This is a genomic window from Pseudorhodobacter wandonensis, from assembly GCF_001202035.1.
GTDB lineage: Bacteria > Pseudomonadota > Alphaproteobacteria > Rhodobacterales > Rhodobacteraceae > Pseudorhodobacter > Pseudorhodobacter wandonensis.
On sequence record NZ_LGHT01000045.1, the window covers coordinates 136,814 to 155,064 of the forward strand.

The window sequence follows — 18,251 nt, forward strand, 5'->3', positions numbered from 1 at the left end:
GGTGATTTTCGGCGAAAAATCAGGGTCTTCGCCGAAAAACCAAAGGTGCGGATGGCTTAGAGTTTCAGCGCGGGGATGATTTGCTTTTTGCGGCTCATCACGCCGGGCAGAACGACCGTATCGCCGGTGACGGTGACGCCAAAGGACGCCTCGGCCATTTGTTTTACAAGGTCGTTGGGCACCAGCAGGGTCGCCTCTTCCTTGATGATATCGACCACGAACAGCAACACCTGATCGGCGCCATCCTCGGCGGCGACAGTGCTCATCGAGGCCATCAGGCTGGCTTTGCGGTCAAGCACAACGGCGGGGGCTGTGGTTTCCAGAACCGAGACGCGCAAATCCTTGCCCGCGACGGTGTATTCCTTGCTGTCCATGCGCAGCAGTTCGGCATCGGAAAAGGCCGAAACATCAGATTTTGCAGCGAAAAGTGCGTCTGCAAGCTCGGGGATAGCGACACCCAGATCGGCTGCCAGATTTTCGGCCACAGCGCGGTCATGTGGCGTGGTGGTCGGGCTGCGGAATTGCAGCGTGTCCGAGATGATGCACGACAGCATCGCGCCTTTGATGGCACGCGGTGCACGTGACAGCGCATCACCGATCAGGTCATGCATGATGGTGGCGGTGCAGGCCAGAGGGCGGATTGTGATGTCAATCGGCGCTTTGGTTTTGATGCCACCGACCAGCAGGTGGTGGTCGATAATGCCCACAACATTTGCGTCATTGATCGAGGCTGGCAGCTCGGCTGGGTTGTTGGTGTCGACGATCCAGCAGGTATCGGAGGCCGAAACATCGGCGATGATTTCGGGTTTTGCGAGGTCCCAGTGTTTCAGCACAAAGGCGGCTTCGGTATTGGGTTCGCCCAGCAGAACAGGTTTGGCGGGGGTGCCGAGAACCTCGGTCAGGTACCAGGCCCAGATGATGGGCGAGCCCGTGCTGTCGGTGTCGGGGGATTTGTGGCCGAATACGAGTGTGGTCATTGCTGCAAACCTGTGTGCTGTTCGATTTGCCGCTTTATAGGCGCGGGCGGCGGGTTTGTCACGCGGCCCGCGCGGGTTAATTGGCCAGTGCGGTGATGGTGAAACCGCGCGCCTGAAGTAGGGCCAACACGCCTTGATCGCCCGAAAGATGCAGCGCGCCAAAGGCAGCAAGGGCGGGGCCGTTTTTCAATGCGGCCTCGATATGCGGAATCCATGCGGCATTGCGATCGGCCATCAGCACCTTTTCGGATTTGGCGAAATCGGCATCGGTTGCGGCAGGCGTGGCACCGGGCAGGGCATTGGCGATGCGGCGCGAATATTCCCAGATCAGGCGGCTTTCACCGGCAAAGAAGGCATCGGCTGTGGTGGTCAGAAAATCCTCGGAGTTTTGTTCGACCTGCAGGGCGTTGCGGATCATCAAGAGTTTTTCCTCTTGGCTCAGTCCGTCGAACAGCCCGAGGGCGGTGTCGAACGGCTCTAGCGCAGCAACAGGAATGCCGCGTTCGGTTGCGGCATCGATGAGGCGCTTATCCAGCCCGCCGCCTTTGGCGGCCATCTGCAAGGCGCAAGGCGGAATGGCCAACATCATCGACACAAACCAAGGCCGCAGCTTTTCGGCCAGCGAGGAGGGGATGCCGCGTTGCAGCAAGGCCGCGGTAAGAGCCTGCCAATCCTCGGGTGACAGGGCCTCTTTCAGGCCAGAGCCTGCCATTTCCATCATGCCGGTTGGGTCAGAGGCGAGCTTTGCTTGCAATTCGGCCTCTTCTTTCGGGCCAGCCTCGACCAGCAGGGTTTTGGATTGGGCCAAAAGCGGCAAAAGCTGTTCCATCATCGCGTCATGGCGGGGATCATCAAGGTGAAAGGTGCCAGTGAGATAAAGGGTTTCATCGCCACGCGTGGCTTGCCACAGGTTGCCGGTGGCAAAGGGCGCTGAATGGGCGGCAGTGAGCAGGGCGGTTTGATCGGCAGGCGGTAGCGCGTCGATCAGGTTTTCGCCCATACATTGGGCGCGGGCGGCGGAAACGCCAAAAAGCAATGAAAGGGCGAGGGCAATGCGCAGCATTTGATGGGCCTTGTGCGGGAAAGGAACAGCGTGAAGCGCAAAATTGCCATGGGCTGCCGGGCTTTGCAAATGACGAAAAATTTTTAATCAGCGATGTGTTGACAGGTTGAGGGACTCTGCCTAGGTAAGTGTCGTTAGCACTCGGGGTGACTGAGTGCTAATCGATTTTAACCTGGAACCTAAGGGAGTGTTCTCAGATGGCATTTACACCGCTGCATGACCGAGTGTTGGTTCGCCGCATCGAAGGCGAAGATAAAACCAAGGGCGGCCTGATCATCCCCGACACCGCAAAAGAAAAACCTGCCGAAGGCGAAGTGATCGCCGTAGGCGCGGGCGCACGCAAAGACAGCGGCGAGCTGATCGCCCCTGCTGTAAAGGTTGGCGACCGCGTGTTGTTCGGCAAATGGTCGGGCACAGAAGTGACGCTGGAAGGCAAAGAACTTCTGATCATGAAAGAAAGCGACATCATGGGGATCATCGGCTGAGGCCTTTGACCGGCGGTGCGCTGAAGCGCACCCTACAAGTGATACGCTAATCAATTGAAATTCAAGACAAACTGGAGCAAGCAAAATGGCTGCTAAGGACGTCAAATTTGATACCGATGCCCGTGACCGTATGTTGCGCGGCGTGAACACCCTTGCCAATGCGGTAAAGGTAACTTTGGGCCCGAAAGGCCGCAACGTTGTGATCGAAAAATCTTTCGGCGCACCACGCATCACCAAAGACGGTGTTTCGGTTGCCAAAGAGATCGAACTTTCGGACAAGTTCGAGAACATGGGCGCGCAGATGGTCAAGGAAGTTGCTTCCCGTACCAATGATGAGGCTGGCGACGGCACCACCACTGCGACCGTGTTGGCTCAAGCGATCATCATCGAAGGTCTGAAGTCGGTTGCGGCTGGCATGAACCCGATGGACCTGAAGCGCGGCATCGATCTGGCAACAGCGACTGTTGTTGAAGCGATCAAAGCGGCTGCTCGTCCGGTTTCGGACAGCGCAGAAGTTGCGCAAGTTGGTACAATCTCGGCCAACGGCGAAGCTGAAATCGGCCGTCAGATTGCGGACGCGATGCAGAAAGTCGGCAACGAGGGTGTTATCACCGTTGAAGAAAACAAGGGTCTGGAAACAGAAACCGAAGTTGTCGAAGGCATGCAGTTCGACCGTGGTTACCTGAGCCCATACTTTGTCACCAACCCAGACAAGATGGTTGCTGACCTTGAAGACGTGATGATCCTGTTGCACGAAAAGAAACTGTCTTCGTTGCAGCCAATGGTGCCTTTGCTGGAGCAAGTGATCCAGTCGCAAAAGCCTTTGCTGATCATTTCCGAAGATGTTGAAGGCGAAGCGCTTGCAACTTTGGTTGTGAACAAACTGCGCGGCGGCCTGAAAATCGCGGCTGTTAAAGCACCTGGTTTCGGCGATCGTCGTAAAGCCATGTTGCAAGACATCGCGATCTTGACCGGTGGTCAGGTTATCTCCGATGACCTCGGCATGAAGCTGGAAAACGTTGGCATGGACATGCTTGGCCGCGCCAAGAAAGTGACCATCACCAAAGACACCACCACCATCGTTGATGGCGCTGGCGAAAAGGCCGAGATCGAAGCACGCGTTGCCCAGATCCGCACCCAGATCGAAGAAACCACTTCGGACTACGACAAAGAAAAACTGCAAGAGCGCGTGGCCAAACTGGCTGGCGGTGTTGCTGTGATCCGCGTTGGCGGCATGTCGGAAATCGAAGTGAAAGAGCGCAAAGACCGCGTTGATGACGCCCTGAACGCGACCCGCGCGGCCGTACAAGAAGGCGTTGTTGTTGGCGGCGGTGTTGCTCTGGTTCAGGCTGGCAAAGCATTGCTGGGCCTGGAAGGCGCAAACGCTGACCAGACCAACGGCATCAACATCGTTCGCAAAGCACTGGAAGCACCGCTGCGCCAGATCGCACAGAACGCTGGTGTTGATGGTTCGGTTGTGGCTGGCAAAGTGCGCGAGTCCAACGATCCGAAGTTCGGCTATAACGCCCAGACCGACGAATATGGCGACATGTTCAAGTTTGGTGTTATCGACCCTGCTAAGGTTGTGCGTACAGCTCTGCAAGACGCGGCTTCGGTTGCAAGCTTGCTGATCACCACTGAAGCGATGATCGCTGACAAGCCATCCAAAGACGGCGGCGCCGGTGGCGGCATGCCAGACATGGGCGGCATGGGCGGTATGGGCGGCATGATGTAATTTCATGCTTTGCATGAAATGATCTACCCCCTCTGCGGGACAATTGGGAAAGGGCACCTTTGCGGGTGCTCTTTTTCGTTATGGGTTGTCGCGCAAGTGTTTGTGAGGCCGATTGCGGGGCAGGTGTTTTCAGGTATTTGTGCCAAGATGAAATTGGGGCGGCGTGTTGGGCTGCAGAGGCAAGGAAGCGGGAATGCGGTTGTTTTGGGTGACGGCGCTGGCGATGGCTGCTTTTGCGGCGAATTCGGTTTTGAACCGGATGGCGGTAGCGCAATATGGGATGGACCCGTTGGATTTTGCCGTGTTGCGCCTGTTGTCGGGGGCGGTGGTTCTGGCGCTTTTGGTGTTGCTGCGCGGTAGGACGGTTTGGCCGGGTTGGGCCGGGCGCGCGCCGGGCGTGATTGGTTTGTTGGTGTATTTGTTCGGGTTTTCCTTGGCTTATGTGGATTTGGCGGCAGGCATTGGTGCGCTGATACTGTTTGGGATGGTGCAGGTGACCATGTTCGGCGGTGCTGTTCTGGCGCGGGAAAACGTGCCCTTGCTGCGGTGGTTGGGGGCCGGGCTGGCCTTTGGCGGTTTGGTGTGGCTGGTTTCACCAGCAGGGCAGGCGGTAGCGGTGCAGCCTGCGTTGTTGATGGCGGCGGCGGGTATTGGCTGGGGGATTTATTCATTGGCGGGGCGGGGCGCACGTGACCCTTTGGCGGCGACGGCCGCGAATTTTTGCCTCGCGGTGCCGGTGATGCTGATTGTGGCGCTGTGGCGCCTTGATTTTGCGGCGTTGACACTGGCGGCGACGCTGTTGGCAGCGCTTTCGGGGGCGGTGATGTCGGGTATGGGCTATGCGTTGTGGTATGCGGTTGTGCCGCAGTTGGGCGCGTCGCGTGCCGGCGTGGCGCAGCTTTCGGTGCCGGTTTTGGCGGCAGTAGCGGGTGCGCTGCTGCTGGGTGAGCCGTTGACCTGGCGCTTTGGCGTGGCGGCGGTGGTGGTATTGGGGGGCGTGGGATTGGCGAGTTTTGGCGGGCGCCGCAGTTAGTTAAGGCTTGATTTGGCCGAGAGTGATCTGAACCGCCGAGGCCAGCGGCAGGTCGGGTGCAAAGGCTCCCTGGCGCAGGAAAACAATGGTTTGCGCGATGACCTGAGGGTTCAGCATCATAAATGTATGGCTGACCGGTAGCGTCAGATGGGCGGTCATTCCATCAAGTTTGGTGCTTTCGACCGAGACTTTGCCATCATCGGGCCCGTCGATCATCAGGGCGGCGGCGGGGTTAAGGCTGACCGTGCCCGCGATGATACCCAGCGGGTAGTCGGGGCGCGGTAGCTGGTTTGGCGTAGAGGTCGCGGTGGTGCCAAGCTCGGCCCCCGCTGGCCCGTTGATCCATTGAAACAGCGATAGGTCGCCAAGGATATCAACCAGTTCCGACCCGTGGTTGGGCGGCGCCAACATCACGACGCGGCCCATGTTTTCGGGTCGGTAGCGGGCCAGATAGGCGCGGGTCAGGATGCCGCCCATGGAATGTGTGACAAAATGCGTGCGCGCACGGCCACAGGCGGCGACAGCGGGGATGACGTTTTCTTCGACCAGCGTGACGATGGGCGCGGTTGTTGAGGGATAGCCTTGGTTGATAACCGTGAACCCTTGCGCCTTGAGCGCGGTTTCCATCGGCAACAGCGAGGTTTCGCTGCGGGCCAACCCGTGCAGCAGCACCACGCAATCGGCCGGGCTGGCGAGGCTTGGTATCGGGGCTGCGATTAGGGCGATAAGGGTGAGGAATTTCATGCCTGCACCCTAGGCTACGCCGTGCGAATTGCAATGCTTGGCGCTGGACAATTGCGTTGGGCAGTTGCAGGCTTTGGCAATGAAAACGCGTTCTCCTCGTCTGGCCGTTCGGGCGCTGATCTTGCAGCAAGATCGGCTGTTGTTGGTTAATGCCTATGGTGGCGGCATTTCGGATTTGTGGTGCGCGCCGGGGGGCGGGGTAGAGCTTGGTGCCAGCTTGCCCGATAACCTGATCCGCGAAGTGCACGAGGAGACCGGCCTGACTGTGGCTGTTGGCGCGCCGGCCTTGGTGAACGAGTTTCACGCCCCCGAGCAGGGGTTTCATCAGGTGGATGTGTATTTCCGCTGTACCATCGCGGCAGGAGCATTGGATGCCGATTGGTGCGACCCCGAAGGCATCGTCACCGAGCGCCGGTTTTTCAGCCAGAGCGAGATGGCAGGCATACGGTTCAAGCCTGATAGTTTGGTGCAGGCGGCATGGGGTGACTCGCTGCTGTATGACCCGTTGGAATTGCTGGTAAAATAGGCCTGATGTTGGAAAACATGTCTATCCGGCCGATTAATTTGTGCAATGATCGCGATGCAGTGTTCGATTTGTGCAAGCGTGCAGCCGATTATATCCAGCTTGAATATGGCCATGCGCCCGACATGGCCACGGTTGAGGCGTTCTTTGCTGATGTTGTGCCGGGGGGTGATGTCGCGCAATCGGCAAAACGCGGTGCCGAAGCGGACGGGCAATTATACGGCATTGCGGATATGGGCTTTGGCTATCCCAATGCGGATGATGCCTATATCGGGCTATTGCTGTTGGACCCTGCGGCAAGGGGGCAGGGGGTGGGACAAAGGATATTGACAGAGCTTACGCAACTGGCGCGGGCACGCGGGGCCACGCGGCAGTTGGTGGCGGTGCTAGAGGCAAACCCGGGCGGTTTTGCGTTTTGGCAGCGCCAAGGCTTTGTGGTGGAAAAGCTGTTCGAACCCGCCCCCGATGATCCGCTACAGCACCGGCGCCTGCGTATGGTGCGGGCGCTGTAACCCCTAGCTGATGCCGCGCGTGATGCGGTTGACATGGCCCATCTTGCGGCCCGGCCGCGCCTCGGGCTTGCCATAAAGATGCAGGGCGGCGTTTTTCTCGGCCAGGATCGCAGGCACCCGGTCCATATCGGCGCCGATCAGGTTCTCCATCGTCACATCGGCAAAACGCGTGCCATCCCCCAAAGGCAGGCCCACAACTGCGCGAATATGCTGTTCGAACTGATCAACTGTGCAGCCATTTTGCGTCCAATGGCCCGAGTTGTGGACACGTGGCGCGATTTCATTCACGATCAGGCCTTGTGCGGTGACGAACAATTCCACCCCCATCACGCCAACATAGTCCAAAGCGTTCAGAATGCGGGCGGCCAACAAAACCGCATCCGTACGCTGGCTTGGCGTTAGCTTGGCAGGCACGGTCGTGCTGTGCAAAATGCCGCTGTGATGCACGTTTTCGCCCGGATCATAGGCCGAAACCGAGCCATCCATGCCGCGGGCTGCAATCACCGACACTTCATGTGTAAAGTCGATAAACCCTTCAAGCACCGCATCGGCACCGTTCATCGCCGCAAGTGCCGCCGCCGCATCGGTTGCCGCCATGATCCGCGCTTGCCCTTTGCCATCATAACCCAGACGGGTGGTTTTCAGAATGGCAGGGCAGCCGATCTTGGCAATCGCCGCATCCAGATCAGCCGCCGTTTGCACAGCGGCATAGGGGGCCACGGTCAGGCCCAAACCGGTCAAAAAATCTTTCTCGGCAATACGGTCCTGACTGATCGCCAAAGCGCGCCTGCCGGGGCGAATAGGGCGCAAGGATTCCAGCAAATCCAGCGCCGAAGTGGGAATGTTTTCAAACTCATAGGTAATAACGTCAACGGCCGAGGCAAAATCCGTCAGCGCAGCCGCATCATCATAACCGGCTGTGGCGACCGCATGCGCAACATCAGCCGCAGGCGGGTTCGCGCCCGGCTCGAAGATATGGGTCCTATAGCCCAGCCGCGCTGCCGCAACCGAAAGCATGCGGCCCAACTGACCACCGCCAAGAATGCCGATCGTCGCGCCAAGCGCCAAAACTTCAGTCATCGCTCGGCTCCTCGGGGATAGAGGCCGACAGCGCATCGCGCCATGTATCAAGCCGCTGCGCCAAAGCCGGGTCATTCAGCGCCAATATGCCAGCCGCCATCAGTGCCGCATTCGCGGCCCCCGCCGACCCGATTGCCATGGTCGCCACCGGAAAGCCGCGCGGCATCTGCAAAATGGAATACAGGCTATCAACCCCCGAAAGCGCACGGGTCTGCACCGGCACACCAACGACTGGAATGCGGGTTTTGGAGGCCATCATACCAGGCAAATGCGCCGCCCCACCTGCGCCTGCGATAATCACCTTCAGCCCGCGATCAACGGCCGATTTGCCATAAGACCACAGCCTGTCAGGGGTGCGATGGGCCGAAACGATTTTCGCCTCATAAGGAATGCCAAGCTCATCCAACAGCGCGGCGGCTTCTTTCATGGTGGGCCAATCCGATTGACTGCCCATAATGATCCCAACGTCGATAGCCATAAGCCGGTTCCTTGTTCAGGCCCTCAGAAAGCAGGCACTATAGCGTTGGCAAGTGCGGGGGCAAGATGGAATGGCACCCAAATACCCAGCCAAACCACAGAAATCCATTCGCGCAAATCCGCTTTCTGTTCGGCTCAAATATCCTCAGGGGGGAATTGGCCGTCAGGCCAAGGGGGGCGCGAGCGCCCCCGCTGCCTTATCCTGCGTCAGGCAATAATATCGGGGATCAGCTCATCCTCGATCTTCACAATCCGTTCCTTCAACGCCAGCTTTTGCTTTTTCAGCCGCCGCAGCATCAACTGGTCCGGGTTGACGCTGGCCTCGACCGCGACAATTGCTTCATCCAGATCGCGATGTTCGCGCTGCAAAACCGCCAGCCGAATGCGCATGATATCATCGTGTTTCAGTTCGTTTGAGGCGTTCATATATGTGTCGTTACCGAGTCGCTTATTCCATTTGAATCGCACTATAGCGAAGAAGTTTAATAAATGTGCGAAAACTACGGTGGGATATGCCGGTGCAAACCGGGGCGTGCCACTTGCAGCCTTCGATTTTGCACCCCATATTCACATTACAAGGGTGCTCACTTACGGGGCCCGCCACTCCGAACTGTCGCTTTGAAAAGGACATGTCGATGACAAAACTAAGCTTTGGGGCGCATCCCCATCTTTTGGGCTTTGAACAGCTGGAACGGCTGGTCGAACGCACCGCCAAGACTGCAGCTGAGGGGTACCCCCCGTTTAATATCGAGGCTGTGTCTGAAAACGAATATCGCATCACACTGGCCGTGGCCGGATTTCGCGAAGATGATCTGGGCATCACGGTTGAGAATCGTCAGTTGGTGGTGCGCGGGCGTCAGGCCGAGGATGAGTCTGAGCGTCTTTTCTTGCATCGGGGTATCGCGGCGCGGGCTTTCCAGCGGTCTTTCGTCTTGGCCGAAGGGGTCGAGGTTGCGCGTGCGGGGCTTGAACATGGGTTACTGCACATCGAATTACGTCGCGCCATGCCGGATGTCGTTGTGCAAACCATTCCTATTGATCGTCGGTAAGGAGTACGATTTATGACAACACCTTTTGACAAAATGACCGAAACTGCTGACCGCATTGTCTATGTGCGCCCGGTCGAGGTGGCAGATTTGCCGTCTGAGTTGCAAGATCAAGCCGAGGGCCTGACCCAGATTTTCGCGGTGCATCGCGGCAATGGCGAGCGTTTGGCCTTGGTTGCCAACAAGCGGATGGCATTCGATTTGGCGCGCGACCATGATCTGGCGCCTGTGAGTGTTCACTAAAATTTGGTTAAAAGGCCGGGCACCAATTGGGTCCGGCCTTTTTCTTTAGGCTTCGTCTTGCTCGGCCAGGAACCGTTCGGCATCAAGCGCCGCCATGCAGCCCATTCCGGCCGAGGTGACAGCCTGACGGTAAACGTGGTCGGTCAAATCGCCCGCAGCAAAAACGCCGGGAATAGAGGTCAGCGTGCTGCCCGGTTTTACCTTAACATAGCCGCCATTGTGCAACTCGAGCTGATCCTTAACCAGCTCTGAGGCCGGCGCGTGGCCGATGGCAACAAAGAAACCGGCGCAAGGCACATCGGTAGTCTCGCCGGTTTCTACATTCTTGGCCCGCACCGCTGTGACGCCCAGTGGCGAGGTATCGCCCAGAACTTCCTCAACCGAGTGGTTCCAAAGCACTTGCACCTTGGGGTTCTTGAACAGCCGGTCTTGCATGATCTTTTCGGCGCGCAGGCTGTCGCGGCGGTGGATCAGGGTTACTTTGGTGGCAAAATTGGTCAGGAACAGCGCTTCCTCAACAGCCGTATTGCCGCCACCGATTACCACAACCTCTTTGCCGCGATAGAAAAAACCGTCGCAGGTGGCACAGGCCGAAACGCCAAAACCTTTGAACTTTTCCTCAGACGGCAGTCCCAGCCATTTGGCTTGTGCGCCTGTCGCCAAAATCACGGCATCTGCGGTGAATGTGGTGCCGCTATCGGCTTGTGCCGTAAACGGGCGTTTGGACAGATCCAGGCTGGAGATGTAATCCGAGATCACCTCGGCGCCCATCGCCTTTGCATGTTCTTCCATCCGCACCATCAGGTCGGGGCCTTGGACATGGCTGTCGCCGGGCCAGTTTTCGACTTCGGTGGTGATGGTCAGCTGGCCACCCGGTTGCAAGCCTTGGACCAGAATCGGGTTTGTCATCGCACGTGCGGCGTAAACGGCGGCGGTATAGCCTGCGGGGCCGGAGCCGATGATCAGAATTTTGCTGTGACGTGTCTCGGCCATTATGCCCCCAAGGAATTGTTGTCTTTTCCATATAGGCGCTGCGGGCGGGGGCGAAAACCCCTTTGTGCCACGGCAACAGGAGGCCGGGTGGAGGATGATAAATTGTTGCGCAAGGTTGAAACATTATTGCGCAAACCGGCTGGAAAACATAAGGTCCGCCAAGATGACTTGCGATACAAAAGGAATTGACGTTATGGCTGGCTCGAAACTGGATCCTATCGACCGCCAGATCCTTGCAGAATTGCAGGCAGACGGCCGGATGACCAATGTGGAATTGGCAAAACGCGTTGGTATTTCGGCGCCGCCCTGCCTGCGCCGCGTGCGCACGTTAGAGGAAGCGGGCTATATCAAAGGCTATCACGCCGATATTGATGCGCGCGAAATGGGATTCGAAGTGCAGGTTTTTGCAATGGTGCGGCTGCATAGCCAAGCCGAAGGCGATCTGTCTTCTTTTGAAGCGCGGTGCCGCGCCTGGCCTTTGGTGCGCGAATGCCACATGCTGAACGGCGAGATCGACTTTATTCTTAAATGCGTGGCACCTGATCTTTCGACGTTTCAAAGCTTTTTGACTGGTGAATTGCTGAAGGCCGAAAATGTGGCAAGTGTGAAAACCAGCCTTGTGATCCGTGGGGCCAAGGATGAGCCGGGCGTGCCATTTGAAGTTTTGGAAGCACGGCTGAATCGCGACGCTTAGGCCGTTTGCGGATTTTCAGCCCGGAAACTGGCTGCTAAATCTGAAATCAGTTTCAGACACAAAAGGAGCGGCCCCTTCGCGATACACCAGAGGAGTATATCAGGGCCGCCTTTTTGAAACCTGGCTGTTTGGGCGGTAAGGGTGCATTGGGCACGATTGCCCTTCGGTCTTACCACATGATCCGCCCGAACTTCCGTCTTGCGCCACAATCAATTGTGTCACACGCACAGAGTGACAAAATTGTTGCTGAGTGTCAAAGTTAAACTCGTATTTACTTTGAATTGGGCGACCATGCCCGAACATAAATTGAGCGTACTTTTAACGTGAGAAATGTGGCCAAACTATGAAGGCATTGGGGCCGGATTTTTAATCTGGGCCACGATTTCGTGAACGTGATCGGCGATGGCGCATGACGGGGGCTGCCGCGCCTATCTGGCGGGGTGTCTAACGATTCACGGGTGTACCTTGTTGTGTTGACGGGCCAGAGGCCGCAGATTTGAGCATGGTTGGCTTGCGCCGGTTGGCACGCTGAAACGGCATAGCCGGTGTCGGCGCTTGGCTAGCGGCGATGACGGATTTGAGCCAGCGGCGTTTTGTCATAATCTGCTCCTGCATCTGCGTATTCGTCTGTGTTCGGGGCAATATGCCTGAGCATTGGGGCACGGATTTGACGGTGGCACCGGTTTTGGGAAAATAGAGCGCTTGGTTTGGGGTCAACCTTGGCAGCTTTGTGCAATCCCGATTGCGCCATAAAATAAGGGTGAATTATTGGCTGGGGCACGTGGAATTGGTGGCCCACAAAGCGGCGTCAACGGATTTGCGGCTGCGGCGCGGCAAAATATGCCGCGATTTGGCCGTATTCCGGTTTTGGTTTACAGCCGGATCACTGAAATCAGGCGACCATAGTCTGCCTCGCCCAAATGGGTGGTGCGGCGGTAAGAAAAAAAGCGCTCGGGGTCCGAATAGGTGCAATGGCCTGACCATTCAGCATGGCCTATGCCCGCTTTGCGCAGTTTTGACAGACCGAAAACCGGAAGATTGAACAATGCGCGGTCGCCCTTGCCGCCCGAAAAAAAGCGGCTGTTTTCGGGGTTGTCATCGATAAAGCTTTCGACAAACTCCGGTCCCACCTCATAAGCGGCTTGGGAAATGCAGGGGCCAATGACAGCGGTGATGTTGGCGCGGTCGGCCCCCAGTGCCTCCATCGCGTCCAGTGTGGCCTCGAGCACGCCATCTTTGACCCCGCGCCAGCCCGCGTGGGCCGCGCCAATCACGCCTGCGTCGGGGTCGGAAAACAGCACCGGTTGGCAATCGGCGGTCAGGATGCCAAGCGCGAGGCCCGGCACGGCCGTCACCATTGCATCGGCTTGTGGGCGGATAATCAGCGGTTCGGTCAGGGTGACGACATCGGGGGAATGCACCTGATGCACAGTTTGCAAGTGGTTGGGCTGCACATCCATATAGGCGGCCACGCGGGCGCGGTTAATATCGACAGCCTCGGACAGGTCAGTGCTGCCCGGGCCGCAATTCAGCCCGTGAAAAATGCCCGATGAAGCCCCACCTTTGCGGGTGAAAAACCCGTGTCGGGTTGGCAGCAATGCCTCAGAGGTGATGATTTCCAGCATATCAGTCAAACCCCGCGGGCGCTGGGTGTTGGGGGGCATAAAGGGCCAGCGCTTTGAACAAGCTTCCCATTTCCTCGGCGCGGGTCAAGCGTTGTGTGGCCCCTAGATGATTTTCAAGCGCGGCGCCGCTAAGATTGCGCGACAAAAGCTGGGCGCGGGCGCCAATACCCAAGCGTGCCAGCAAAGCGCCCTGATCGGTCAGACCTGTTGCCACGGCAGGTGCGGCCGCCTGCGCGAGCGCCTCAAAATCGACATGGGCGGTCAGATCGGCCTGGCCGGGGGCTGCAAACGGGTCGGCAAAGGCGTGGTTGCGCATGGCTTGCAACGTGTCGCCGTTCGAGCGCCAGTTGCCATAATCGATGATCAGCGCCGCCCCACCGTGTGCGCTGATTTGCGCACCGATACGTGCCATGATCGGCGTGGCATCGGGGCGCGTCTCGATCACTTGGCCGGGTTTGGTATCATCGAGGCGGTGCGCCAGCGCGGGCAGCGCGACCGGCGCGGCATAGCCTTTGACCAGCTGGTCTTGCGCGACGCCGACGATGGTTTCGCACCAGCCGTCGATGTGGCGGGTGAATTGCCGGATTGGCAGCGCGTCAAAAAACTCATTCGCGATCAGGAACAGCGGGGCATCGTCTGGCACTGCGTCAATGCTGTCGGTCCACGTGACGGAATAGGCGGCAAGTGTTTGTTTTTGCAGGGCGCGCAGGCTGGGTGATGCCTCTAGCAAATGCAGGTTGGCGGCGGCGTGAAAGCCGGGCACCTTATGCGTGGCGCGCAAAAGATCGGCCATCAAAGTGCCGCGTCCGGGGCCAAGCTCGGCCAGAATGAAACGGTCCGGCGCGCCTTGGTCTACCCAAGCCTGGGCAAGGCAAAGCCCCAGCAATTCGCCGAACATCTGGCTGATTTCGGGTGCGGTGATAAAGTCGCCTGCACGGCCCAGCGGGTCGCGCGTGGTGTAATAGCCATGTTCAGGGTGCAACAGGCAGGTCGCCATAAACTCGGCCAGCGTAATCGGGCCTTGGGCGGCGATTTGCGCCTTGAGCAGGGAGTCCAATGGGGTTTCAGGATTTGCCACGACGCGCCCACCAAATCAGCACCAGCCCGACATAGATCATCGGCAGGGACAGGGCTTGCCCCATCGTCAACCCGTAGCCGCCCGCATGGAACGCAAGGCCGAGCGGGTTGCCCTCGGTCACGAATTGCGCATCGGGTTGGCGGAAAAACTCGACACAGAACCGCGCAGCGCCATAGCCCGCAAAAAACAGCCCCATTACCTGACCGGGGCGGTGCAGCCAGTTGCGGCGATAGACCAGCCAGAGCAACACTGCACCCAGCAGTAGCCCCTCTAACCCTGCCTCATAGATCTGGCTGGGATGGCGGGCGCAAATGCCCGTCACATCTGGGCAATATTGCGCAGCCTCGCCCGGAAAGGCCACGGCCCAAGGCATGTTGGTTGGGCGGCCCCACAGCTCGGCGTTGATGAAATTGGCGATGCGGCCCAACAGCAGGCCGGGCGGGGCGGCAAGGGCAAGCAGGTCGGCGGCGGGCAGCAAAGGGATTTTTTCAGAGCGGAAAAACAGGTATGCGGCCACAACCACACCCAAGAACCCGCCATGAAACGACATGCCGCCTTGCCAGACCATGAGCACCTCTAGCGGGTGCGCCAGATAATAGCCGGGCTGGTAGAACAGCACGAACCCGAACCGGCCACCCAAAATCACCCCCATGATCACCCAAGTCAGCAGGCGTTCCACTTGTTCGGCGGTCATCGGGGCGCTGTCTGCCCAAAGCCGCGGCGTGGCGATTGCGTTCAGCACCAAGCGCCAGCCGATCAGCAAACCTGCGATATAGGCCAGCGCATACCAGCGCAGTGCAAAAGTCATGCTGCCGATGCTGATCGAAAACAGCTCGGGCGAGATATTGGGAAAGGGGAGGTAGCCGTGCATGGCTTGGTCCTTATGCGAGGCAGTTGGAGGGGGTTTTCGGGCGCGGCAGGCGCGATGTCAACCAATTCGCCGCAGCCGCTTGCCCCTGCGGCGTGAGATCGCCATATAAGGGGGGTAATCTCGATCAGCCGTTTGATGAGCGGCAGCCATAGGAGGCCCCGATGCAAACACGTAACAAGTTCTTTGACGATATGTCGCAATTGATGACCAATGCGATGGGCGTTGCCCAAGGTGCGAAAACCGAGGCCGAAACCGCGATGAGCAGCATGGTTGACCGCTGGCTTGCCGGGCGTGATTTCGTCACGCGCGAGGAATTTGATGCTGTCCGCGCGATGGCACAAAAAGCGCGTGAGGAAAACGAGGCGCTCTCGGCACGTTTGGCGGCATTGGAAGCCAAGAAATAGGCATGGCGCCTTTTGTCATTGGCTGTGATGGCGGCGGCACCGGTTGCCGGTTGGTCATTGCTGATGGCCAAGGCCGCGTTTTGGCGCAGGCCATCGGCGGCCCGGCAAATGTGACGTCGGATTTTGATCAGGCGGTTGCCAATCTGCGCGATGCACTGGCGCGGGCCGCAGCACAGCTGGGGCTTGGCCTGCCCGAGGTGCTGCGTGGTGTGGCGCATTTTGGCCTTGCCGATGTGCAATCGCCCCAAGATGCAGCCCGCGTTGCTGCTGAATTCCCCTTTGTTCAAATCTGCGTGACCGAGGATCGGACCATCGCGGTTGAGGGCGCTTTGGCGGGGGCAGACGGCGTTTTGCTGGCACTGGGTACTGGCACGATTGTGGCAGGGCAGCGCGGCGGGCAGGCGTGGCGTATTGGTGGTTGGGGGTTTCAACTGTCTGATGATGCCTCGGGGGCATGGCTGGGGCGGCTTTTGTTGCAACGGGTCTTGCTGGCGCATGACGGGATAGAGGCCTTTTCACCGTTGACCGAGGCGTGCTTTGCAGGGTTTGGCCGTGATCCGCGTGGCTTGGTGGCCTTTGCTGCGACGGCGCGGTCTGTCGATTATGCGGGTTTTGCCCCTGATGTTGTGGCGGCAGCGCAGGCGGGGGATGCCGTTGGTGTGGCGCTGATGCAGCAAGGGGCTGCGTATTTGACGCGGGCGCTTTCAGTTATGGGCTTTGCTGCGCCTGATGTTTTGTGCCTGTCGGGCGGCGTTGGCCCGCATTACGCGCCGTTTTTGCCAGAAGCTGTGCAAGCTGCAATTGTTGCGCCGAAAGGCCAGGCCATTGATGGCGCATTGCGACTTGCGGTGCGATTGGGGTGATTTGGCAAATATTTCTGACCAAAGCGCGCAGTTTCGGTTGACATGGGGGGCGAAATCATGGCCCTAATAACTGGTATGGTACTTTGGCGGCAGATCAGTCTTGGGGGAGAGGGTTGATGGGTAGACTTTCGGGAAAACGGGCATTTGTGACAGCGGCAGGGCAGGGGATTGGCCGTGCGGCAGCGATTGCCATGGCGCGGGAAGGCGCAGAGGTGATTGCGACGGATATCAATCCTGACACTTTGGCAACGCTGGCCAAAGAAGGGGTTGAAACGCATCTGCTGGATGTGCGCGACCCTGCAGCGGTAACGGCGATGGCCGCGCGCGTGGGAACGATTAATGCGCTGTTCAACTGCGCGGGCTTTGTGGCGCACGGAACAATTCTGGACTGTGATGAGGACGATTGGGCCTTTAGTGTCGATTTGAACATGACATCGATGCACCGCGTGACGCGGGCGTTTTTGCCAGCGATGCTGGCGAATGGCGGCGGGTCTATCATCAATATGTCATCTGTGGCCTCGTCGATTATCGCTGCGCCGAACCGCTATGTTTATGGCGCGACCAAAGCAGCGGTGATCGGGATGACCAAAGCGATTGCTGCCGATTTCATCACCCAAGGTATCCGCTGCAACGCGATTTGCCCGGGTACGATCGACAGCCCGTCGCTTGAACAGCGGATGCGTGATCTGGGGGGCGGCGATTACGCTGCTGGCCGCGCCTCGTTTATCGCACGCCAACCGATGGGTAAGCTTGGCACACCCGAAGAAATTGCAAATTTGGTTGTCTATCTGGCATCGGATGATAGCAGTCTGACAACCGGGGCGGCCCATGTGATTGATGGCGGCTGGTCGAACGTTTAACCAAAAAGGAACCACGATGAAATTGTTGCGTCACGGCCCATTGGGGCAGGAAAAACCGGGTATTCTGGCGTCGGATGGTACGATCCGCGATCTGTCGGTCCATGTGGATGATATTGGCGGCAGTGCGCTATCGGATGCGGCTTTGGCGAATTTGGCAAAGATTGACCCTGCGACGCTGCCAGAGGTTGCCGCCGGTACGCGCTTGGGGGCTTGTGTTGCGGGCACGGGCAAGTTCATTTGCATCGGACTTAACTATGCCGACCACGCCGCCGAAAGCGGTATGGCCGTGCCGCCCGAGCCGGTGATTTTCATGAAGGCCACCAGTGCAATTTGTGGGCCGAATGATCCGGTCATTATCCCGCGCGGGTCGGAAAAGACCGATTGGGAGGTTGAGCTGGGTGTGATTATCGGCACCAAGTGCAAATATGTGACCGAGGCCGATGCGATGAACTATGTCGCGGGCTATTGTGTTTCAAACGATGTGTCCGAGCGCGCCTTTCAGACCGAACGCGCGGGGCAATGGACCAAAGGCAAGTCTTGCGACAACTTTGGCCAGATCGGCCCGTATCTGGTGACGCGCGATGAGGTGGCTGATCCGCAAAACCTGAGCATGTGGCTGACGGTAAATGGCAAGAAGATGCAGAACGGGTCTACCAAGACCATGGTCTACGGGGTGGCGCATGTAGTCGCATATCTTAGCCAGTTCATGACGCTGCATCCGGGCGATGTGATCTCGACCGGTACGCCGCCCGGCGTTGGCATGGGCATGAAGCCGCCGCAATATTTGAAGGCGGGCGATGTGATCGAGCTGTCGATCGAAGGCTTGGGCCAGCAGCGGCAAGATGTGATCGCCGACCCGGCCTAAGGGCCGTAGTGGCATAGCGGTATAGGTGATGAGAGGCGGTGAGGGGGAAACCTTTGCCGCCTTGTTTCTTTGCGCTACGA

23 protein-coding genes are annotated in these 18,251 nt (G+C 58.5%); 12 read left to right on the forward strand and 11 right to left on the reverse strand.

The annotated features are described in order from the left end of the window. Positions 1 to 56 precede the first annotated feature (56 nt). Together AKU79_RS18245 and AKU79_RS18250 are read right to left on the reverse strand one after the other, a co-directional pair. Positions 57 to 977 carry a manganese-dependent inorganic pyrophosphatase gene (locus tag AKU79_RS18245; RefSeq protein ID WP_050525021.1) on the reverse strand — a complete coding sequence of 307 codons (921 nt, stop codon included), beginning with the start codon at positions 975 to 977 and terminating at the stop codon, positions 57 to 59. Positions 978 to 1,053: 76 nt separating this feature from the next. Further along, positions 1,054 to 2,040 (reverse strand): TraB/GumN family protein, encoded by a 987-nt coding sequence (locus AKU79_RS18250; protein WP_050525022.1) that lies wholly within the window; start codon positions 2,038 to 2,040, stop codon positions 1,054 to 1,056. Positions 2,041 to 2,237: 197 nt separating this feature from the next. Here AKU79_RS18250 and AKU79_RS18255 point away from each other — a divergent pair, with 197 nt between their 5' ends. The 3 genes from AKU79_RS18255 to AKU79_RS18265 all read left to right on the forward strand — a co-directional run bounded on the left by AKU79_RS18255 (position 2,238) and on the right by AKU79_RS18265 (position 5,293). Then, complete coding sequence (locus AKU79_RS18255; protein ID WP_050525023.1) at positions 2,238 to 2,525, forward strand: co-chaperone GroES; 288 nt, start codon at positions 2,238 to 2,240, stop codon at positions 2,523 to 2,525. Positions 2,526 to 2,610: 85 nt separating this feature from the next. Continuing rightward, a complete protein-coding gene (gene groL, locus AKU79_RS18260) occupies positions 2,611 to 4,260 on the forward strand; it encodes a chaperonin GroEL (RefSeq protein ID WP_050525024.1) in 1,650 nt (549 codons plus the stop codon). 193 nt (positions 4,261 to 4,453) lie between these two features. After that, a complete protein-coding gene (locus AKU79_RS18265) occupies positions 4,454 to 5,293 on the forward strand; it encodes a DMT family transporter (protein ID WP_050525025.1) in 840 nt (279 codons plus the stop codon). On the opposite strand, the gene AKU79_RS18270 is transcribed toward AKU79_RS18265, so the two are convergent. Continuing rightward, positions 5,294 to 6,037 (reverse strand): alpha/beta fold hydrolase, encoded by a 744-nt coding sequence (locus AKU79_RS18270; protein ID WP_050525026.1) that lies wholly within the window; start codon positions 6,035 to 6,037, stop codon positions 5,294 to 5,296. It abuts the gene before it with no gap. Between the two features lie 79 nt (positions 6,038 to 6,116). On the opposite strand from AKU79_RS18270, the gene AKU79_RS18275 reads away from it, so the two are divergent. Together AKU79_RS18275 and AKU79_RS18280 are read left to right on the forward strand one after the other, a co-directional pair. After that, positions 6,117 to 6,563 (forward strand): NUDIX domain-containing protein, encoded by a 447-nt coding sequence (locus tag AKU79_RS18275; RefSeq protein ID WP_050525112.1) that lies wholly within the window; start codon positions 6,117 to 6,119, stop codon positions 6,561 to 6,563. Positions 6,564 to 6,601: 38 nt separating this feature from the next. After that, positions 6,602 to 7,072 (forward strand): GNAT family N-acetyltransferase, encoded by a 471-nt coding sequence (locus AKU79_RS18280; RefSeq protein ID WP_197087407.1) that lies wholly within the window; start codon positions 6,602 to 6,604, stop codon positions 7,070 to 7,072. Positions 7,073 to 7,075: 3 nt separating this feature from the next. On the opposite strand, the gene AKU79_RS18285 is transcribed toward AKU79_RS18280, so the two are convergent. From AKU79_RS18285 to AKU79_RS18295, 3 genes are all read right to left on the reverse strand, one after another. Then, positions 7,076 to 8,152 carry a 5-(carboxyamino)imidazole ribonucleotide synthase gene (locus AKU79_RS18285; RefSeq protein ID WP_050525028.1) on the reverse strand — a complete coding sequence of 359 codons (1,077 nt, stop codon included), beginning with the start codon at positions 8,150 to 8,152 and terminating at the stop codon, positions 7,076 to 7,078. Then, positions 8,145 to 8,630: a 5-(carboxyamino)imidazole ribonucleotide mutase gene (purE, locus tag AKU79_RS18290; protein ID WP_050525029.1), complete on the reverse strand. Its 486-nt coding sequence runs from the start codon at positions 8,628 to 8,630 to the stop codon at positions 8,145 to 8,147. The genes AKU79_RS18285 and purE overlap by 8 nt, the downstream gene beginning before the upstream one ends. A 206-nt stretch (positions 8,631 to 8,836) precedes the next feature. After that, positions 8,837 to 9,055, reverse strand: coding sequence for a YdcH family protein (locus AKU79_RS18295; RefSeq protein WP_050525030.1), 219 nt, complete (start codon positions 9,053 to 9,055; stop codon positions 8,837 to 8,839). A 209-nt stretch (positions 9,056 to 9,264) separates the two neighbouring features. On the opposite strand from AKU79_RS18295, the gene AKU79_RS18300 reads away from it, so the two are divergent. Together AKU79_RS18300 and AKU79_RS18305 are read left to right on the forward strand one after the other, a co-directional pair. After that, entirely contained in the window at positions 9,265 to 9,678 is a 414-nt protein-coding gene (locus tag AKU79_RS18300; protein WP_050525113.1) for an Hsp20 family protein, read from the forward strand. 12 nt (positions 9,679 to 9,690) lie between these two features. Next, the gene (locus AKU79_RS18305; RefSeq protein WP_050525031.1) at positions 9,691 to 9,918 is read left to right on the forward strand and encodes a DUF1150 family protein; all 228 of its coding nucleotides are present in this window, start codon (positions 9,691 to 9,693) and stop codon (positions 9,916 to 9,918) included. Between the two features lie 45 nt (positions 9,919 to 9,963). Here AKU79_RS18305 and trxB read toward each other — a convergent pair whose 3' ends face one another. Next, positions 9,964 to 10,911, reverse strand: coding sequence for a thioredoxin-disulfide reductase (trxB, locus tag AKU79_RS18310; RefSeq protein ID WP_050525032.1), 948 nt, complete (start codon positions 10,909 to 10,911; stop codon positions 9,964 to 9,966). A 193-nt stretch (positions 10,912 to 11,104) separates the two neighbouring features. Between trxB and AKU79_RS18315 the strand changes: the two genes are divergently transcribed. Next, positions 11,105 to 11,605 carry an Lrp/AsnC family transcriptional regulator gene (locus AKU79_RS18315; protein ID WP_050525114.1) on the forward strand — a complete coding sequence of 167 codons (501 nt, stop codon included), beginning with the start codon at positions 11,105 to 11,107 and terminating at the stop codon, positions 11,603 to 11,605. Between the two features lie 444 nt (positions 11,606 to 12,049). On the opposite strand, the gene AKU79_RS19405 is transcribed toward AKU79_RS18315, so the two are convergent. The 4 genes from AKU79_RS19405 to lgt all read right to left on the reverse strand — a co-directional run bounded on the left by AKU79_RS19405 (position 12,050) and on the right by lgt (position 15,179). Continuing rightward, positions 12,050 to 12,205, reverse strand: a complete 156-nt coding sequence (locus tag AKU79_RS19405) for a hypothetical protein (RefSeq protein WP_156209895.1) — start codon at positions 12,203 to 12,205, stop codon at positions 12,050 to 12,052. A 272-nt stretch (positions 12,206 to 12,477) separates the two neighbouring features. Continuing rightward, entirely contained in the window at positions 12,478 to 13,230 is a 753-nt protein-coding gene (pgeF, locus tag AKU79_RS18320) for a peptidoglycan editing factor PgeF (RefSeq protein WP_050525115.1), read from the reverse strand. A 1-nt stretch (position 13,231) separates the two neighbouring features. Further along, entirely contained in the window at positions 13,232 to 14,308 is a 1,077-nt protein-coding gene (locus tag AKU79_RS18325) for a class I SAM-dependent methyltransferase (protein ID WP_050525033.1), read from the reverse strand. Then, positions 14,295 to 15,179 carry a prolipoprotein diacylglyceryl transferase gene (gene lgt / locus AKU79_RS18330; RefSeq protein WP_050525034.1) on the reverse strand — a complete coding sequence of 295 codons (885 nt, stop codon included), beginning with the start codon at positions 15,177 to 15,179 and terminating at the stop codon, positions 14,295 to 14,297. The genes AKU79_RS18325 and lgt overlap by 14 nt, the downstream gene beginning before the upstream one ends. Positions 15,180 to 15,340: 161 nt before the next feature. Between lgt and AKU79_RS18335 the strand changes: the two genes are divergently transcribed. The 4 genes from AKU79_RS18335 to AKU79_RS18350 all read left to right on the forward strand — a co-directional run bounded on the left by AKU79_RS18335 (position 15,341) and on the right by AKU79_RS18350 (position 18,171). After that, the gene (locus tag AKU79_RS18335) at positions 15,341 to 15,583 is read left to right on the forward strand and encodes an accessory factor UbiK family protein (RefSeq protein WP_050525035.1); all 243 of its coding nucleotides are present in this window, start codon (positions 15,341 to 15,343) and stop codon (positions 15,581 to 15,583) included. A 2-nt stretch (positions 15,584 to 15,585) separates the two neighbouring features. After that, entirely contained in the window at positions 15,586 to 16,446 is an 861-nt protein-coding gene (locus tag AKU79_RS18340) for a BadF/BadG/BcrA/BcrD ATPase family protein (protein WP_050525036.1), read from the forward strand. A gap of 113 nt (positions 16,447 to 16,559) precedes the next feature. Continuing rightward, positions 16,560 to 17,306, forward strand: coding sequence for an SDR family oxidoreductase (locus AKU79_RS18345; RefSeq protein WP_050525116.1), 747 nt, complete (start codon positions 16,560 to 16,562; stop codon positions 17,304 to 17,306). Between the two features lie 16 nt (positions 17,307 to 17,322). Then, positions 17,323 to 18,171: a fumarylacetoacetate hydrolase family protein gene (locus AKU79_RS18350; protein ID WP_050525037.1), complete on the forward strand. Its 849-nt coding sequence runs from the start codon at positions 17,323 to 17,325 to the stop codon at positions 18,169 to 18,171. Positions 18,172 to 18,251 lie beyond the last annotated feature (80 nt).

Excerpts from the sequence above, each read along its gene's own strand:
- groL (WP_050525024.1), top strand. The coding sequence starts at position 2,611 with ATGGCTGCTAAGGACGTCAAATTTGATACCGATGCCCGTGACCGTATG.
- pgeF (WP_050525115.1), bottom strand. The coding sequence starts at position 13,230 with ATGCTGGAAATCATCACCTCTGAGGCATTGCTGCCAACCCGACACGGG.
- AKU79_RS18300 (WP_050525113.1), top strand. The coding sequence starts at position 9,265 with ATGACAAAACTAAGCTTTGGGGCGCATCCCCATCTTTTGGGCTTTGAA.
- AKU79_RS18335 (WP_050525035.1), top strand. The coding sequence starts at position 15,341 with ATGCAAACACGTAACAAGTTCTTTGACGATATGTCGCAATTGATGACC.
- AKU79_RS18255 (WP_050525023.1), top strand. The coding sequence starts at position 2,238 with ATGGCATTTACACCGCTGCATGACCGAGTGTTGGTTCGCCGCATCGAA.
- AKU79_RS18305 (WP_050525031.1), top strand. The coding sequence starts at position 9,691 with ATGACAACACCTTTTGACAAAATGACCGAAACTGCTGACCGCATTGTC.
- AKU79_RS18350 (WP_050525037.1), top strand. The coding sequence starts at position 17,323 with ATGAAATTGTTGCGTCACGGCCCATTGGGGCAGGAAAAACCGGGTATT.
- AKU79_RS19405 (WP_156209895.1), bottom strand. The coding sequence starts at position 12,205 with ATGACAAAACGCCGCTGGCTCAAATCCGTCATCGCCGCTAGCCAAGCG.
- AKU79_RS18285 (WP_050525028.1), bottom strand. The coding sequence starts at position 8,152 with ATGACTGAAGTTTTGGCGCTTGGCGCGACGATCGGCATTCTTGGCGGT.
- AKU79_RS18245 (WP_050525021.1), bottom strand. The coding sequence starts at position 977 with ATGACCACACTCGTATTCGGCCACAAATCCCCCGACACCGACAGCACG.
- AKU79_RS18270 (WP_050525026.1), bottom strand. The coding sequence starts at position 6,037 with ATGAAATTCCTCACCCTTATCGCCCTAATCGCAGCCCCGATACCAAGC.
- AKU79_RS18295 (WP_050525030.1), bottom strand. The coding sequence starts at position 9,055 with ATGAACGCCTCAAACGAACTGAAACACGATGATATCATGCGCATTCGG.
- purE (WP_050525029.1), bottom strand. The coding sequence starts at position 8,630 with ATGGCTATCGACGTTGGGATCATTATGGGCAGTCAATCGGATTGGCCC.
- AKU79_RS18250 (WP_050525022.1), bottom strand. The coding sequence starts at position 2,040 with ATGCTGCGCATTGCCCTCGCCCTTTCATTGCTTTTTGGCGTTTCCGCC.
- AKU79_RS18265 (WP_050525025.1), top strand. The coding sequence starts at position 4,454 with ATGCGGTTGTTTTGGGTGACGGCGCTGGCGATGGCTGCTTTTGCGGCG.
- trxB (WP_050525032.1), bottom strand. The coding sequence starts at position 10,911 with ATGGCCGAGACACGTCACAGCAAAATTCTGATCATCGGCTCCGGCCCC.
- lgt (WP_050525034.1), bottom strand. The coding sequence starts at position 15,179 with ATGCACGGCTACCTCCCCTTTCCCAATATCTCGCCCGAGCTGTTTTCG.
- AKU79_RS18340 (WP_050525036.1), top strand. The coding sequence starts at position 15,586 with ATGGCGCCTTTTGTCATTGGCTGTGATGGCGGCGGCACCGGTTGCCGG.
- AKU79_RS18275 (WP_050525112.1), top strand. The coding sequence starts at position 6,117 with ATGAAAACGCGTTCTCCTCGTCTGGCCGTTCGGGCGCTGATCTTGCAG.
- AKU79_RS18315 (WP_050525114.1), top strand. The coding sequence starts at position 11,105 with ATGGCTGGCTCGAAACTGGATCCTATCGACCGCCAGATCCTTGCAGAA.